A 17,085-nucleotide genomic window follows, 5' to 3' on the forward strand; every position below is an offset into this window, starting at 1 on the left:
TTTATGCTCCCGCTTTTTTAAGCTTTTTCTTTTCCTCCAGCTTATCTGCGGCAAGCAGTATTCCGTCTATTATAGCCTCAGGCCTCGGACAGCATCCCGGAACAAATACGTCCACCGGGAGAACATTTTCCACTCCGCCCAGTACGTTGTAGCACTCCTTGAAAATCCCTCCTGTGCATGCACATGCTCCGACTGCTACCACAGCTTTTGGCTCAGGCATTTGACTGTATATATTTTTAAGGACCCTCTGATTCCTCTTGTTTACCGATCCGGTTACCACAAGTATGTCCGCATGCTTGGGATTTCCTATATTCACTATGCCGAAGCGTTCTGCATCATATATGGGAGTAAAGCATGCCAGAGTTTCTATATCGCATCCGTTGCAGCTGGTGCAGTCATAGTGCAGCACCCAAGGCGACTTTCTTCTGGATCTTTTTATTATGCTCATAAACCTCACCCTTCTTTTATCTTAAATAAAGCCATATTATATTCGTCATTGCTGCGCCTATGCCCAACAGCCATACCGCTTTCAGCATCCATTTCCATGTCATCCTGGCGCTTATGTTGTCAATCACGATTTCCATGAAGAAGCTTGCAGCCGCTATCAATATTCCTACCCAAAAAGGTTTTGCGAAAAACAAGGATATCAGACCGAACAGCAAAACAAGCTCATACCAGTGGGTCAATTCTATTATTGCCAGCTGCGGTCCTGAAAATTCAGTGGTCAAACCTTTGATTAGCTCCTGGTGGGCATGATGAGAAGCGGAAAAATCAAAGGGTGATTTCCTCATTTTTATCGTCATGACAAACAGCAGGGACAGGAATACCATGGGAAGATTATATAGCAAAGGTGTATCATGTTTTATTATGCTTTCTATCATGAAGCTCTTTGTTGTGAGATAGACTCCTACAACCATAAGCAGCATGACAGGCTCATAAGCCATGATCTGTATGATTTCCCTCTGAGCCCCTATTTTGCTATAAGGCGATCTCACGCTCATGGCCCCCATGATCAGGGAAACGCTCGAAAAAGCCATTATAAATATCAGCATCAGCATATCCTGTCTTAGCACAAGCATGATAAGGCTTGCAGCCATAAACAGAAAATGACCTATAACATATGCCATCTGGGTCTGGTTTACGGTGATGCCTTCCTTGCCCAGCAGCTTGAAAAAATCATAGAAAGGCTGAAATACAGGCGGTCCCATTCTATTCTGCATTCTTGCGGTTATCTTTCTGTCCAGGCCGCTCAGCAGTCCTCCCAGCAGAGGGGCAATAATCACTGCTACAGCTGAAATTCCAATATTATTGATTATAGCTCCCATACTATATTATCACCCCAAACATAATCAAGATTATTGCCACTGCGGCAAAATTAGCCCACAGGGTCATTTTCTCCTCTCCGAAAACGCCTGACATATAGTAGTTATGCACTACTACATTGTCTATTTTGTCTCCGGGGCTGGTAAATTCAATTCCGCGCCTGTCCTCCGTATTTTCGCCGCACAAATATGGCGGTTTCACATCCTCAGGCCTTGTCCTGTGCAAAAGGTAAGGTATTATCGTCATTATGGCAAATATCACCAAAAATAGCACTATTGAATCAAATCCGCCCACAATCAGGTTATCCGAATTATGCACCCATAATCCGCCCTGGTTTCCTGTCAGGGCGGTGCTGCTATCAACATTAAATAGCGCCAACTGCGGTTTTACAAACCTGTTGTATATGGGCATTATGCCCATGCTTGCCGCCAAAACCCCCGATACCAGCACAATAAGTGAACTTCTCACGGAGAAGGAAAGATCCTCCTTGTATAGCTTGGGTTTGTAGGACATGGTTAGTATGATGCCTATCCATTTTGCCCAAAAGGCTACTGTAAATGCGCTTCCCAGAATTATCATTACCAGAACCATGGGCTGTCCCACGGCAGCCTCGATAGCGAGCCACTTTGTCATCAGCACACCAAAAGGCGGAAGCATCATCGATACCATGCCTATAACCGTAATGACCGTCGTAAAGGGCATTTTTTTCATAAGCCCCTGCATGTCCTCAATGTCGCGGCTGCCTATACCCTGTTCAATGGTGCCTATGCAAAGGAACAGAAGGGCTTTGGAAACCGCATGGAATATCATGAGCAGCATGGCAGCGCCCAGTGCCGCATTGGTTCCCAGGCCTGTACAGCAAATAATAAGGCCCAGATTAGAAATGGTGGAGTATGCCAAAACTCTTTTCCCGTTTCTCTGGCTTATGGCTATTGCGGAAGCTACCGCAAAGGTAAATCCGCCTGCCACAGCCACAACATTTCCAAGCATGGTGCCGTTGTAAGCAGGAGCCATTCTTATTATCAGGTACACTCCGGCTTTTACCATCGTGCTGGAGTGCAGCAAAGCCGATACAGGAGTAGGTGCTACCATGGCACCCAGCAGCCAGCTCTGGAATGGGAACATGGCCGATTTTGTAAACCCGGCAAAGCACAGCAATGCAAGACCCAGAGGCAGCAACCCGCTCATGCCTGCTGCGTGCGGTGCAGAGGAAATTTCAGAAATCGAAAGGGTTCCGATATTTTGATAAATCACTATAATGGCGCTTAGAAAAGCTATACCACCCAGAAGGTTTATCCATAATGCCCTTACTGCATTTTTGACAGCCTGGGCATTTCCATCATGGGATATCAGGAGGAAGGAGCACAGGGTGGTTACCTCCCAGAACAAATACATCCATGACAGGTTATCCGTCATTACCATGGCATTCATGGCTCCAAGGAAAACATAGAGTATCAGGAAGAATCTGGGCTGTCTTGATGCCTTAAGCCCTAAATGATGCTCATGTTCCTTCATGTATCCTGTGGCAAAGATAGTAATGATTGGTCCGATCACTGAAATCAGGAGAATCATTATGAGGGACAGATAATCTATCACGAAGGCATTTTCCGGCTCCACCGGAACCATGATAATTTCGAAGATTGTGAAAGGTATGAATTGAAGCAGTGTCAATAAAACTATCAAAGGCTTTTTCAACGTAACGCCTATATAAGCTATATATGCCATCAATGCAATATCGAAGAGCTTAATCAACCAGCCGATATCAAAAGGCATACCCTCCATACTTATAACCAGCTTGCCTCCCGACTTAAGCAAAAGGACGGTAAATTCACCGGCTACACAAAACATAGTTATTGCAGTGATGCCTGTGATTATCTTCCTCCCAGCAGGCTTTTTTATATAATAGCAAAGCAACCCACTGAGCAGGGGAAGTAAAATAGCTATACACAATAATACATATTTACCCACATTATCTGCTCCTCTCCAAATATATGCAAGTCCTCATACAAGGATGTCCAAAACAGGGTATCTTAGGTAGTTCAAGCATATTCGTCAAAATGAATTTTACATACTGTATACAAAAACACATGTGATTAATTATAAGTACCGTCCCGATATAAGTCAATTTAGCCAAAAGCCTAATTTCAGTACAATTTCAGCCTAATTTCCTGTTTAAGTTGAACTATCTTGATTTTTTGACACTACTCGGCTAATCTTCTCTTTACTGATATCATGTGTCCGGTAACACGCTTTATCAGCGGATTTCATGAATGTACTAATGAACTTTGTATACAGTTATTATAAAGATGGGATTAAAAGCAGATATTGTATAAACTTGATTTTGAAGGCAAATTATTTAGATACGGTAGGTAAAATGCCTGGAGCTTTAAAAGCAGCTTTATGTATTAAAGGTTTTATAGTCTATATTCTTTATTGATTTTATTGGCCAGGTTTATGGCCTCTAGCCTTTATTGTATTGCCCGAAGACATTCAGGCTTCTAAAATGCTTCATAATTACCCATTTATAGAACCCTTACACCTTCCATATACCACCCTGTCTATGCCGCCAAGATCCTTTACAGTCCCTACACCATAGAAGCAATCCCTAAGCATTTCTGAAACCGCACCGGCCTGATTATAGCCCACCTCAAAGGCGATAAGGCCATCAGGCTTCAAGAAGTCCGGCGCCTCGGCGATAATCGCCCGGTAGAAATTCAATCCGTCCTCTCCCCCATCAAGAGCTGTGAGAGGTTCAAAATCCTTCACTTCCTTCTGGAGACCACCTATGTCGCCGGCAGGAATATACGGCGGGTTGGATACGATTATGTCAAAGCGCTCCCCTTTCAGGCTTTCGAACAGGTTGCTCCTTTTAAAATCAATTTTGTGCTTCACACCGTTTATTTCAGAATTTTCATATGCTGTTTTTATAGCTTCCTCCGATATATCAACGGCAGTAACATGACAATTTTCAATATAGTATGCAAGGCTCACCGCTATGCATCCTGATCCTGTGCCGATATCCAGGATTTGCAGTGCATGGCCGGATGGCCTGCAATTTTCTGCAAAAGCCATGACCGTCTCCACCAGCACCTCAGTATCATGCCTGGGTATCAACACATGGGAGTTCACATTAAACTCCAGCGACATGAATTCCTGGCGTCCTGTTATATACTGCACGGGCATGCCGGATGACCTGGAGGAAATAGCATCAAAAAAACGCTTCATGACACCGTCATCAAGATCATCGTCGCTGTGGGTATACAAAAACACCCTGTCACATTTCAGAACAGAACAAAGTATGACCCCGGCATCCACTTCCGGGGTCTCTATTTTTGCATTCCTCAATATTTCAATACCTTTGCTTAAAACATCCTTTAAAACCATAATACCACCTTACGTCGCTTATCAGCCGTTGGCTGCCGGTCGTTGGCAATTTATCCCCAACATTCCTTTACCAATTGTCCGCGTCCTTGTCCGGTACCAGAACATTGTTGAACGCGGCTATAGCCACCTCTATCTGCTTGGCATCCGGCTCCCGGGTAGTAAATATCTGAAAAAGCATACCTGGAGCATTTATTATCTTCATTATCTTCCACTCGCTGCGGCCGGCAAATTTGAGCACTTCATAGGACAAACCCGCCACCAGAGGAACTAAAGCAAGCCTTGTCAGGACATTAAACCAAATGTTTCCAAGGGGAACCACCGAAAACACAAGTATGCTCACAATCATCACAAGGAACATGAAGGATGTTCCGCATCTCGGATGCTTTGTGGAATACTTGCTGACATTCTCCACCGTAAGCTCCTCCCCATGCTCATAGCAGTGTATTGTTTTATGCTCGGCTCCATGGTACTCCCATACCCTCTGTATGTCCTTCATCATGGAAGCCAGCTTAAGGTACAGGAAAAATATAACTATCCTGACTACTCCCTCAAAAAGGTTGTATGCCACTGGATTTTTAAAACCTATCAGAGTGGCCAGAAAATTCGGCAGCAGCACAAAGAGACCTACGCTGAAAGCGATTGCAACCACTACCGCCGCATAAATGGCAGCGTCCTTGAATTTATTCCCCAGCAATTTTTCAATAAATTTTTCGAATTTGGAAGGCTTGACCTGCTCTTCCTCCACGTCATAAAACTCCGCAGAATACATCAATGCTTTCATTCCGAAAACAATCTGCTTTACAAAATTAACTACACCCCTGACGACAGGTACTTTGGACAACCAGTTTTTCTTAGGAAGGGGCTTTTTATCTATAACTATCTCGCCATCCGGCTTCCTTACGGCTATAGCAGCATTTTCCGGCCCTAACATCAATATGCCCTCAATTAAAGCCTGACCGCCTATACTCGTCTTCTTCATAATTTATTCTCCTCACTAACAAGACCAAAACCAAAACAACTAAAAACAAAAGGCTGAAATTACTTTCAGCCTCTAGTTTATCATACTCTTATGCATTTGTGAACCTCTTGCGGCTAAAACCACAAGCTCCCAACCTTACGATTGGAAATCCCTTTGTCGTCATCCTGTCAGTCTTTCAACTTCACAGGTGCAATTTCGGACAGCTCGCATCCTATAGCGTCCTTGCCCACATCTAAAGGAACAAGAACATACCACCGGTCATTCTCAATCAATTATCAGGGTTGTTTGTTAAAGCACGGCCTTTGCATCCAGTGCCAATTATTCTTTATCTTCAATACCGAATTTCTTCTTGAACTTTTCAACCCTACCGCTTGTATCTACAAACTTCTGTTTTCCTGTAAAGAAAGGATGACATTTTGAGCATATTTCAACATGCAGATTCTTTTTAGTAGAACCTGTTACAAAAGTTTCTCCGCATGCACACTTTACTACTGCTTCTCCGTATTGTGGATGAATACCTTCCTTCATTCTTTTCACCTTCTTTCAACTAGCCTTTATATTTAAATATATTTATATCTACTTATGTATTTCCTACAGAAAGACAAAAAGTATTTTAACATAAAAGCTCTGTCCATGCAAGTGTTATTTTTCTTTTTCCAAGAATGCAAGGTTGATGCCGTTTATAAACTCTTCATTGGTCTTGGTCTGCATCAGGCGGTTGATCAACATTTCCGTCACTTCCGCCGTACCCATATTGCTCATGGCCTTCCTTATAGCCCAGATGCTCTCTAATTCCTTCTGGCTTAAAAGCAGCTCTTCTCTTCTGGTTCCGGACCTGTTAATATCTATCGCCGGGAAAATACGCTTTTCCGACAATCTTCTGTCCAGATGCAGCTCCATGTTACCGGTCCCTTTGAATTCTTCAAAAATGACATCATCCATTCTGCTGCCGGTTTCAATAAGAGCTGTAGCCATAATGGTAAGACTTCCACCGTTTTCAATGTTCCTGGCTGCTCCGAAGAATTTCTTGGGCTTATGCAGAGCTCCCGGATCAAGACCACCGGAAAGAGTCCTTCCTGTTGGCGGTATAGTCAGGTTATAAGCCCTGGCAAGCCTTGTGATGCTATCCAGAAGGATTACTACATCCTTTTTCTGCTCTACAAGCCTCTGTGCCCTTTCCAAAACCATTTCAGCAACCTTTATGTGATGCTCGGGAACTTCGTCGAAGGTGGAATACAACACATCACCTTTAATGTTCCTCTGCATATCGGTTACTTCTTCCGGCCTTTCGTCTATAAGCAAAACTATCAGTTCTATTTCAGGATAATTAGCTGTTATTGCGTTGGCTATCTTTTTCAGAAGAATGGTTTTACCTGCTTTAGGAGGGGAAACAATCATTCCGCGCTGTCCCTTCCCTATAGGCGCTATCAGGTCAATCAATCTTGTGGACAACTCCCTTGGCGTCGTCTCAAGGGTTATTCTTTGATCGGGGTATATTGGCGTAAGATGCTCAAAAGGCACTCTCTTGGAAGCGACTTCCGGCGGATCTCCGTTAACGCTCTGAACGTATAAAAGCGCCTGGAACTTTTCTCCTTCTTTTGGTATCCTGCCTTTTCCCTTTACCTTGTCACCGGTTTTTAATCCAAAACGCCTGATTTGCGAAGGAGAAACATAAACATCTCTTGACCCTGAAAGGTAATTATCACTTCTCAAAAAGCCATATCCGTCGGGCAGAACCTCCAGTACCCCTTCCACAGGATCATCGCTCTCGATCTTTTCGTAGATGGGGGTTGGATAAGCCACCAATCCTTCCCGTCTTTGCTCTTGCTGCCTTTCAACAATCTTTTCACTTTTCTCAGCTTCTTTTTCCGGCTCAGCCGCCAGCTTGTTTTCTGTCTTTGTTTCAGCAGTTTGCGCCGTTTTTTCTCTTCTAACCCTTTCTCTGGTCTGAGGCTCCGCTTTAGCCTGTTCACCTTCACGCTGTTCAGTCTCGGCTTTCACATCCTCAGTCTGTCCGGCTTCCGGCATCTGAATTTCTATTTGCTCGGCAACGGGTGCCTCTGCAGCAGTTTGCTCCGAAGCCCGCTCTTCAACAGGCTCTTTAATCTCCAAATCTGCTTTGGAAGTATCTTTCGGAGATTCCTCCTCAGCCTTTTCCGGCTCAGTTTTTTCCTCTTTGGCAGCCTTTTTCGACGGTCTGCCGCGCCTTGTCTTTTTTACCGTACCGGCTTCTTCCAAAGCCTCTGACGGTTTTTGCTTATCTTCATCCTTGACTTCTTCTTTAATTTCTTCTTTTACTTCGGCAGCTTCAACTTTATCAGCCTCCCGGCCGCTTTCAATACTTCCGGGGTCTTGTTTTGCCGCTTCCTGCTGCTCTTCCACCGGTATATCGGCCTTTTCAGCTTTGGAAGCCGCAGTTCTTCTTCTGCGTTTTACAACAACCTCCGGAACCGCCTCTTGTGGCTGTTCCTGTTCTATATTTGATTTATTGTCAACATTCTCAGTTTTTCTGCCTTCTTCCAGAATTTTTTCTATCAATTCATCTTTTTTCAGCCTCGAAATATTCTTTATATTCATCATTTTTGCAATATAACGCAAATCTTCCAAAGTTTTTCCCTTAAGATTAATATCTTCCATACTCCACCGCCTTAATAAACTTTTTCTATATATATTAAATATAACGGGATTTCATATATAATAGATATAACAAGTGAACCCTTACGAAATTAGAAATAATACCTATGGGGAGACTTGTGAATACCACTGATAAAATTATAACATCAAATATATTTTTTGTCAAAACAACTTTTTGTCCAGCTTACCGTCCACCTTGCCATACAAGCAACCTCAGCAATAATAACCTGAATATATAATTACCCATCATGTAATATTATAAAACCAATTACTGCAAACTATGTATGCATTTTTGCCCATTCTCCTTCCCTTCATGCCTTACTTTCCTCACAGCCAAGCAATATTTGATTTGAAGAAAGCAATTTCTTCAAATCCTCGTTGGAACCGGTTCCAATTTCAATACTTCTTCCGCATATACTGCATTTTAACAGTATTTTCTCTGTAAACAGAAAAAGTTCAATGTCCCTGTTGCCACATGTGCAATACAAATTGCCCTTCTCTGCGATATCATGGATTTTATTCAACGAATCAAAAGCCACTTGGGTATTTTTAAAGTAGCTTTCATATCCCAGCATATCCACCAATTCGTCCAGTTCCTCTTCAACTCCGTCAACTTTCTTCCTCACCTCATGGTCGTTGCCGACAAAGCATTGCTGTATGCCAGTAATAGGGCAGTTAAAAACCTCAATGCTTTTTGAAACCATCTCCCTTCTGCTCACATTATATGTATGCTCCCTTCCGCATGCGATACATCCTACCCTGAGCGCATATTTTTTCGGGCTGTCCTTTAATATGACCGCACTGCATTTCCCGCACCGGCATTTTAATTTAAGCTCTCTTTTGTCCGGCAGTTCAAAGACCGATATGTTAAAGAACTCATAGGTTCCGCAGAAATAACATTTATAAGCTATGGTTATGTTGGTATCAATAAGCACGCTAACACCTCACATAGGCGAAAATCATTCAACACATTCCTTTTTCATAAATCTATGACCGTGGATATCCAATAGTTCAAATCAAAACTGCAAAAATGAAAACATTAGCAACTGAAAGATCAAAGCTTTCTTAAGAACTTCACAAGGAGTGTTTCTGATATTGCACAGTTTATCTTAAATCCTACAGTGTATATTCGCCGGATATTCCAAAATTCCTCCTTGGAATGATACATATTATATGATTGCCAAATATTTCTCAATTAATACAGGATGGTGCTCACTTTATATAATTTCTTTGGAATTGCGGCAAACTGGCGAAAATATTTTTTGAGGCATCCTTAAGACACAAAAAACCGGCAGGCTGCCTGCATTGTAGCAGGTGCCTGCCGGTTTTATATTAGGCTGTTATACGGCCCAACCATTATTCGATTCAATATTTTGCCTTATACCTGAAGGTATTTGTATATGATAATTGCAGCCTGGGCACGGGTGAGTTCGCCCTTGGGATTGAAATATCCGTCATATCCGCTGATAATATTCAAGCCTTGAGCGATGGATATATATCCTATGAGATCAGGATTGATTTCATCCTCGTCCTTGAATATGCTCTTGTAAATGCCTTTAATGTCTGCAACCTTATCATATTTCAATGCCCTGATGATGAATTTAACACTGTCTTCTCTGGTTAAAACCGCATTCGGAGCCTTCTCTCCTTCTCTTACTATGCCTTGTCTCATCATATAAGAGTACAGGGCATCCGTTTCCTTATCGCCGCCCCTTTCAGATACGGGTACATAGTAATCCTGCAGGGTTTTGGATAAAAGGGTAAGGAAATCTTTCTGGGTTATGCTGTCATTAGGCCTGAATTCATTTCCATCGAGGGAAATTCCATAGGCTGCGAGAATTTTTATCTCATCTTCGGCATAATGCCCGTCTATATCGCTGTATTCTGCGACCTTCACCTCTTCATACGGTTTACCGTCGTGATTCAATATTGCTCCGGTTTCAGGATCGAATATCCAAGGTTTCCTCGTATTCAAGGCATAGACCAGCTTCACTTCCACATTGTTATAATCCGGAGCATAGATTACTTTTTCATACAGGCTATTGTTATTATTATAGACGAACTTATATTGGAGCTCCAAGCCCAGATTCTTAAATAATGTTTCATAAGCTTTATCAGGAGTAACATTATCTTTTACGGCAGGGAATTTCTCATCAAACCATGTCATATCAAAGCTGTATATCCGGCCGTTCACAGCGTCATATCCAACCCTGAGTGAATTGTCCGGGAAGGGTATGCCGTTCACCATTCTCGTATATACCAGGCTATACTGAAGGGGTTTTTCTTCTTTTCCGTCTTCAGCCAATGGTATGACTATGCCTCTGCCGTTTGATCCTTCATATTTTGTCTGCTCAAACAGATCCGGCTTAAACTCCTTAAGGAATTTCTCCGCAGCAGCTTTTGCATCATCCTCATCATACTTGGCCTGCGCTTTTGCATCATAAGGCATGCTTGTATAGAAGTTCATTATTTCTTTTGTTTCCGCATTTATGCTTACATTGACATATCTGTAATCTCTGCCATCCTTGTCTTCTTTTGCAAAGCTGAGACTCCACAGGAAATCTTTCCTGTTCGGCCAAGCCCTTGAAAGCCATGCATTTGTGAGCTTATATTCATCGGTAAGGCCCAGTACGGATAATCCTCTTGCAACCTTTTCAGCATCATCCTTGCTTATCAGCTTGGAGGCTTCTTCCGCTGCTTCCAGCTCCTCAGGGCTGAGAACTACTTGTTCTACTTCAGCAACAGACTTTAATGCCATGTCGGCAGTTGCGCCCATTCCTCCGGCAAATACGTAGTAATAACCTGTCTGGATCATTTCGCCGGTCAAGGCATCTATGGCATACATGCTGTCATATACCGGAACATAGGCAGGGAATATATTGATTTTTTCATTTTCGTAGTCATAAGAATATTTGTATACCAGCTTCAGGCCCATTTTTTCCTTAAAGGCTTTTTGTGCAGCCTCCGGAGCTATTGCTTTGCTGCTGTCCGGGAATACCAGGCCGTCATTCCAATTATAATAGTAATATCTTACTTCACCACTATCGCGGTCTACTGTAATACCGATATTGTTTTCATATAACGGAAATCCCTTTTCTGTCCTGTAAAAAGTGAAATAATAATCAGAACTCATGTATAAAAGCTGGTTTTCATCTTCCAACTTAACATTGGCAGCCGCTTCGGGATTGACCTTTTTTACAAAAGCTTTTGCAGCCTTTAAGGCATCATCTTTGCTGATTTTGGGAAGCTTTTTTCTATCGGAATAATTGTAAGGTTTATAATGCTCATAGGAATATATCGTGCCCTTCTCATCAGCCGATACCATTATGCTTCCTCCGAGATCATCCTTGCTTTCCCATCTCAGGTACCATATCTTTTTACCATCCTGCTGTGTGTAAACGTCATAATTCTTGCTGAAGATAAAATCCTCGGGGATGTCAATCTTTGACTTTACACCTTTTATGGCCGCCTCCAAGCCTTTGTCAGACTCTGCGAAAGCCTGCATCGGCATAAGTGAGACGAAAAGCATAGCCAAAGTTAAAAACATTGCAACATACCTTTTCATCCAGTAACACCTCTTTAAAATAGTTTTACTTATTAGACTTGGTTAATCATGAAAAGTTCCATAAAATATGCCAAAGATTCAGGATATTTTATACATAATTTACTCATTGCGCTGGCATTTTCTAATGCACAAGCTCCGAGTCAAGGAAATAGAAGCGATAAGAAGCAAAATGGCACAACAAATTAATTTTCATAAGCATTGCATAAGTGATATAATTGGTATATATCACATATAAGAAAGGCGGTTTCCTATGAACGGATATATTGATTATGCAGTCCAACAAGTGATAAATCTTTGCAATATACCCAGCCCCACCGGTTTTACAAAGCGGGTGCAGAATTATCTTGTGGAAGAGTTTGTTAACCTTGGATATAAGCCTGTTTTGACCAATAAAGGCTCCGTACTTGTTGATCTCGGAGGAAACGGTGATGTCCTGGTGCTGGCTGCCCATGTGGACACTCTAGGTGCCATGGTACGGGCCATCAAGGATAATGGCCGGATCAGAATCTCAAAAATAGGCGGGTATCCAGGAAACTATATTGAAACTGAAAATTGCATAGTCCATACAAGGACTGGTAAGGAATACTCCGGAACGATACAGCTTGTAAATCCCGCAGTTCACGTAAATAAGGATGTCTCGGATACGAAAAGGGATGATTCCAACATGGAAGTGGTACTGGACGAAAAGGTGAAGTCAAAGGAAGATGTTTTGAAGCTGGAGATAAACACAGGGGATTTCATCTCCTTTGATCCAAGAACGGTGTATACCGCGAGCGGATTTATAAAAAGCAGGCATTTGGATGACAAGGCCAGTGCAGGAGTATTGATCGCCCTTGCCAAATATATAAAGGATACCGCCCCGCAATTGCACAGAAAGGTTTATCTGCTTTTCACCACCTATGAAGAGGTAGGTCATGGAGGCTGCTCCGGACTTCCGGACAATGTGAAAGAAATGATATCGGTGGATATGGGTGCTGTCGGCGACGACCTTCAAGCTGATGAATTTAAGGTCTCCATTTGCGCCAAAGACTCCCAGGGACCTTATGATTACGATATCACCACCAGACTGATTGAACTGGCAAAAAAGAACAACCTGAATTATGCGGTGGATATATATCCTTACTATGGCTCGGACGTGGATGCCGCGCTTTCTGCAGGATATGACCTGAAACATGGTTTGATAGGTCCCGGAGTGTCAGCATCCCATGGATACGAGAGAACCCACAGGGAGGGCATAGGAAATACGCTGTCTCTCTTGAAAGAATATGTGGAATCTCCCTGATGCAATATTAAGCAATATCATATTGAAAGGAATTGATCCATGAAATATTTAAAAATGTCTGCATTTATACTTCTTTATATGGCAGTATATTTTATAATCTCCAACTATATAGGATTTGTATTTGGAATATTCTACATGATAAAAGAGATTATAGTGAACCCAGATGTCTTTTTATATGGAAGTCCGGATGCGTTTATGGACACCTTTGTTAAAAACTCTGTGTGGTTTATGGCCATTGCAGCTTTGGTTTCCTTCCCGATATACGCATTCATACTGTGGCTTCGCAAGCAAAACATTTTTAGGGTTTGCGGCTTCTCCGGAATATCCGTCAAAGACATGGCAATTACAGCCTTAATGGGAATATCCCTGAACTTTGTAATAGAATATCTGGTAGCCATATCATCATTAAATGATCTTTCCCCTTCCGTACAACAGATGTTCAGCCAGATTTTTGACGGCAACAGCTTTGTTGTAATTCTCATCGCCATCGGCATCGTCGGTCCGTTTATAGAAGAAGTGATTTTCAGAGGCCTGATATTAAATGAATTAAGACGCAATATTCCCTTAACTGCCGCAGTAATAATTCAGGCAGTCCTGTTTGGAGCATACCATATGAATCTCACCCAGGGCATTTATGCAACCCTCCTCGGCATTATCCTTGCTCAGGCTTGCATCAAAATGAAGTCCATATGGGCTCCCATCCTCATTCATATGCTTTTCAACAGCACCAGCGTAGTTCTTGCAAAGCTCATCGACCCGTATATTCTGATGACCTATCAGTATTTTATACTGGCGGGCAGTGTCATTCTGCTGGTGTTTACATCCATACTCGCCTGGAGGGGCAAAAAAAGCATAGTAAACATCTATTGACATTTGATTAATATACAGAACCGGCGAAATGCTTTGTCCGCCGGTTTTGCATATTCTATTCCATGTCCGGTTATACCTGGCTTTATTTGGCTTATCCAATACTTTCTATTTCCTCCGTACCCTTAGGTACACAATTTATTGTTCCGCTTTTCCATAAATCATTTGATGTCTTTAATAGCCTTTTCTGCAAAGCTCGTATCCGACAGTTTTTCATAAGGAACTGTCTCATCCAGCTCTCCTGCCGTCTGCATAACCTCCTGCAGCAAGTCAAAGGAAGCTTTCTTGAGGATCGGGTCCGTGTTCCATGCCTCTATTTCCTTGTATCTTTTTGTAACCATCTTCAGCAGATCAAGATCGGTATCCGGGAAAAAGGACTGGATCGCTTCCGCCACTTCCTCCGGAGTATGCTCCTTCACCCATAACTGGCCTTTGTAGATGGCGTTTGTAAACTTCTGTATAGTATCCTTGTTCTTGTCTATGTAGCTCTTTTTCGCATAGTAGGCCGTGTAGGATATTTCACCACTGTCCTTGCCTATGGAAGTGAGCACATAGCCTTTGCCCTCTTTTTCCACCAGTGATGCCGTAGGCTCAAACAGGGCAACATATTCAGCATCAGTTCCGGTGAAAGCTCCTGCCATGACCGAGAACTGTATGCTTGTATCAACGTTTACATCCGTCCCCGGCATTATTCCATGTTTCTTCAGGACATATTCCAGGGTCATGTTGGGTACTCCGCCTTTTCTTCCGCCGATTATGGTTTTGCCTTTTACATGGGACCAGTCGAAATCGGGGTCCGGATCTTTACCTACCAGGAAAGACCCATCCCGGTTGGTAAGCTGTGCGAACACTATCGGATAGTCTTCCTTGCCTTCATTGTATACGTAGATTGCAGCCTCCGGACCGGAGAACCCTATATCCACCTGATTGGACAATACAGCCGTCATGACCTTGTCAGCTCCCTGCCCGGTGGAAAGCTCAATCTCCAATCCCTCTTCTTTGAAGAAACCTTTGCTCAGCGCAACATATTGAGGCGCATAGAACACAGAACGTGTAACCTCACTAAGCCTTACCTTTTTGGGTCCCTCTTCCTTGCACCCTGCCAGTACAAAGGAGAAACCAACGGCAATAACAAGCAACAGTGCAATAATTTTTTTCATTTTCAACCCTCCTATTTTATTTATAACTTTGTACCATTTATGGCTTCAAAAGCTTATGCTTTCTTAAAGCATTTTCATTGGAATTAAATCTTTTTGATTTCACAGATGTCTGCCCTAAAAGGCGCACCTGTCTTTTAAAATCCTGGAAAACTCCCGGTTCAATCAATGCCCATTGTTTTTTACCAGAAGCTTTTCAAGATAAGCCACTCCCTGATACATCAAGGTAGCTGCAATGGCCAGAATTATCACGCTCGTCATTACCAGATCCAGTTGGAACACCTGGCCGCCGTAGATGATAAGGTATCCCAGGCCGGCTTTTGACACCAGGAATTCTCCCATGATAACACCTACCCAGGACAACCCTACGTTGATCTTAAGAGAATTTATTATTGTTCCGAAATTGGCCGGGATCACTACCTTGGTGAGGATCTGAAGCCGGTTTGCCCCAAAGGTCTGCACCAGCTTTATCTTATCCTGATCCACCGTAAGAAAGCCGTTTAAAACCTCCATGATGGTTACGATAAGGGATATGGCCAAAGCCATAACTATGATGGAGCCAGGCCCCGCGCCCATCCATACAATGATGATGGGGCCCAGGGCAACCTTCGGCAGGCTGTTCAGAACCACCAGATATGGTTCCAGGACTCGGGAAAGGAACTCCGACCACCATAAAATTATGGCAATCACAGTGCCGGTAATGGTTCCCAGCAGGAAACCCACGATGGTTTCCAGGCATGTTATACCTACATGCTGGAACAGTTCTCCTCCCTTATATAGGTTTTGGAATGTCTTCACCATCCTGGACGGCTGGCTCGTTATAAAAGGATCTATGAGCTTTAAGTTTGCAGCGATTTCCCAGGAAATAAAGAACAATACCAAAAGCGCTATTTGTGTAGTCAAAATCGCCGTTTTCCTTAATTTCAGCTTGCGTAGGTATTCTTTCCTTTCTTTCGAAATTTCATTTCTTATGCTATCAGACATGTATATCCAGCTCCTTCCATATAGCATTGAAGTAGTACCTGAACTCAGGAGCTTCCCTGCAGGACAGTGGACTCCTATTTTCACAGTCGAACTTTATCTCGTGTATATTTTTAACTCTGGCGGGCCTACTGGTAAGGACGATCACCCTATCAGCCATGCTTATGCTCTCTGAAATATCATGGGTTACAAGAATAGCTGTCTTGTTCTCCTTTTTTATAATCTTGTATATATCGTCGGTAACCGCAAGCCTGGTCTGGTAATCCAGTGCGGAGAATGCCTCATCCAGTAGCAGTATTTCGGGTTTTGTAGCCAGGGTTCTTATCAGCGCAGCCCTTTGCCGCATCCCTCCCGACAGCTGATAAGGATATTTGTCCTTAAATTCATAAAGCCCGTATGTTTTTAACAGGTTCAGGGCATATTGCTTGTTTTCATCCGTCATTATCTTTCTGATCTCAAGCCCCAGAAGGACATTCTGAAGTATGGTCCTCCAGTCAAAAAGATGGTCCTTCTGCGGCATGTATCCCACATCGCTGGAAGGGCCCCTCAGACTCTTGCCGTTTATCAGTACATGTCCGGATGTGGGCGTAAGAAGCCCGCATATTATTGACAAGAGCGTAGATTTGCCGCACCCGCTGGGGCCGACAATGCTGATAAACTCACCCTTTTTTACGGATAGGTCGATATTTTCAATTGCATTGATTTCGCCGTTCAAAGACTGGTACTTCATTCCAAGGCCGTTGATTTCAACTATGTATTCCAGCGCAAACACCTCCTGCAAACAATTGACGAACATGAGCCGAATTTCACTATACAGCAACCAGCTCAGCCTCAAGAGTTTATCCTTCACCACCAATATATTACATAGGGTATTAAAGGGTGCGAAATATTTCAGATGTTAACCATGATTTGC

Annotated in this window: 14 protein-coding genes; 2 read left to right on the forward strand and 12 right to left on the reverse strand. The window is 42.9% G+C overall.

Annotated features, from left to right (window positions below; translation table 11 throughout):
* Nucleotide 1 precedes the first annotated feature (1 nt).
* From CDO33_RS18900 to CDO33_RS18940, 9 genes are all read right to left on the reverse strand, one after another.
* Nucleotides 2–448 (reverse strand): NADH-quinone oxidoreductase subunit B family protein, encoded by a 447-nt coding sequence (locus tag CDO33_RS18900; protein WP_103082338.1) that lies wholly within the window; start codon nucleotides 446–448, stop codon nucleotides 2–4.
* Between the two features lie 16 nt (nucleotides 449–464).
* Nucleotides 465–1,325, reverse strand: a complete 861-nt coding sequence (locus tag CDO33_RS18905) for a respiratory chain complex I subunit 1 family protein (RefSeq protein WP_103082339.1) — start codon at nucleotides 1,323–1,325, stop codon at nucleotides 465–467.
* 1 nt (nucleotide 1,326) lies between these two features.
* Complete coding sequence (locus CDO33_RS18910; protein WP_242974826.1) at nucleotides 1,327–3,171, reverse strand: NADH-quinone oxidoreductase subunit 5 family protein; 1,845 nt, start codon at nucleotides 3,169–3,171, stop codon at nucleotides 1,327–1,329.
* 666 nt (nucleotides 3,172–3,837) lie between these two features.
* A complete protein-coding gene (prmC, locus tag CDO33_RS18915; RefSeq protein ID WP_103082341.1) occupies nucleotides 3,838–4,707 on the reverse strand; it encodes a peptide chain release factor N(5)-glutamine methyltransferase in 870 nt (289 codons plus the stop codon).
* Nucleotides 4,708–4,774: 67 nt separating this feature from the next.
* Entirely contained in the window at nucleotides 4,775–5,686 is a 912-nt protein-coding gene (locus tag CDO33_RS18920) for a DUF1385 domain-containing protein (protein WP_103082342.1), read from the reverse strand.
* Nucleotides 5,687–6,004: 318 nt separating this feature from the next.
* Nucleotides 6,005–6,214, reverse strand: a complete 210-nt coding sequence (gene rpmE, locus CDO33_RS18925; protein WP_103082343.1) for a 50S ribosomal protein L31 — start codon at nucleotides 6,212–6,214, stop codon at nucleotides 6,005–6,007.
* 114 nt (nucleotides 6,215–6,328) lie between these two features.
* Nucleotides 6,329–8,323, reverse strand: a complete 1,995-nt coding sequence (gene rho, locus CDO33_RS18930; protein ID WP_103082344.1) for a transcription termination factor Rho — start codon at nucleotides 8,321–8,323, stop codon at nucleotides 6,329–6,331.
* Nucleotides 8,324–8,631: 308 nt separating this feature from the next.
* Nucleotides 8,632–9,255 (reverse strand): hypothetical protein, encoded by a 624-nt coding sequence (locus CDO33_RS18935; protein WP_103082345.1) that lies wholly within the window; start codon nucleotides 9,253–9,255, stop codon nucleotides 8,632–8,634.
* A 443-nt stretch (nucleotides 9,256–9,698) separates the two neighbouring features.
* On the reverse strand, nucleotides 9,699–11,885 hold the full coding sequence (locus CDO33_RS18940) for a YcdB/YcdC domain-containing protein (RefSeq protein ID WP_103082346.1): 2,187 nt from the start codon (nucleotides 11,883–11,885) through the stop codon (nucleotides 9,699–9,701).
* A gap of 250 nt (nucleotides 11,886–12,135) precedes the next feature.
* Here CDO33_RS18940 and CDO33_RS18945 point away from each other — a divergent pair, with 250 nt between their 5' ends.
* Nucleotides 12,136–13,167, forward strand: a complete 1,032-nt coding sequence (locus CDO33_RS18945) for a M42 family metallopeptidase (protein ID WP_103082347.1) — start codon at nucleotides 12,136–12,138, stop codon at nucleotides 13,165–13,167.
* Between the two features lie 78 nt (nucleotides 13,168–13,245).
* Entirely contained in the window at nucleotides 13,246–14,037 is a 792-nt protein-coding gene (locus tag CDO33_RS18950; RefSeq protein ID WP_161496730.1) for a CPBP family intramembrane glutamic endopeptidase, read from the forward strand.
* 158 nt (nucleotides 14,038–14,195) lie between these two features.
* Here the strand turns inward: CDO33_RS18950 and CDO33_RS18955 are convergent, their stop codons facing one another.
* The 3 genes from CDO33_RS18955 to CDO33_RS18965 form a co-directional block, all read right to left on the reverse strand.
* Nucleotides 14,196–15,194 (reverse strand): ABC transporter substrate-binding protein, encoded by a 999-nt coding sequence (locus CDO33_RS18955; protein WP_103082349.1) that lies wholly within the window; start codon nucleotides 15,192–15,194, stop codon nucleotides 14,196–14,198.
* A gap of 162 nt (nucleotides 15,195–15,356) precedes the next feature.
* Nucleotides 15,357–16,175: an ABC transporter permease gene (locus tag CDO33_RS18960; RefSeq protein ID WP_103082350.1), complete on the reverse strand. Its 819-nt coding sequence runs from the start codon at nucleotides 16,173–16,175 to the stop codon at nucleotides 15,357–15,359.
* Nucleotides 16,168–16,968 (reverse strand): ABC transporter ATP-binding protein, encoded by an 801-nt coding sequence (locus tag CDO33_RS18965; protein WP_422678835.1) that lies wholly within the window; start codon nucleotides 16,966–16,968, stop codon nucleotides 16,168–16,170. Before CDO33_RS18965 ends, CDO33_RS18960 begins: the two co-directional genes overlap by 8 nt.
* Nucleotides 16,969–17,085: the final 117 nt, after the last annotated feature.

The sequence above is a fragment of the Clostridium thermosuccinogenes genome (assembly GCF_002896855.1).
Classification (GTDB): domain Bacteria; phylum Bacillota; class Clostridia; order Acetivibrionales; family DSM-5807; genus Pseudoclostridium; species Pseudoclostridium thermosuccinogenes.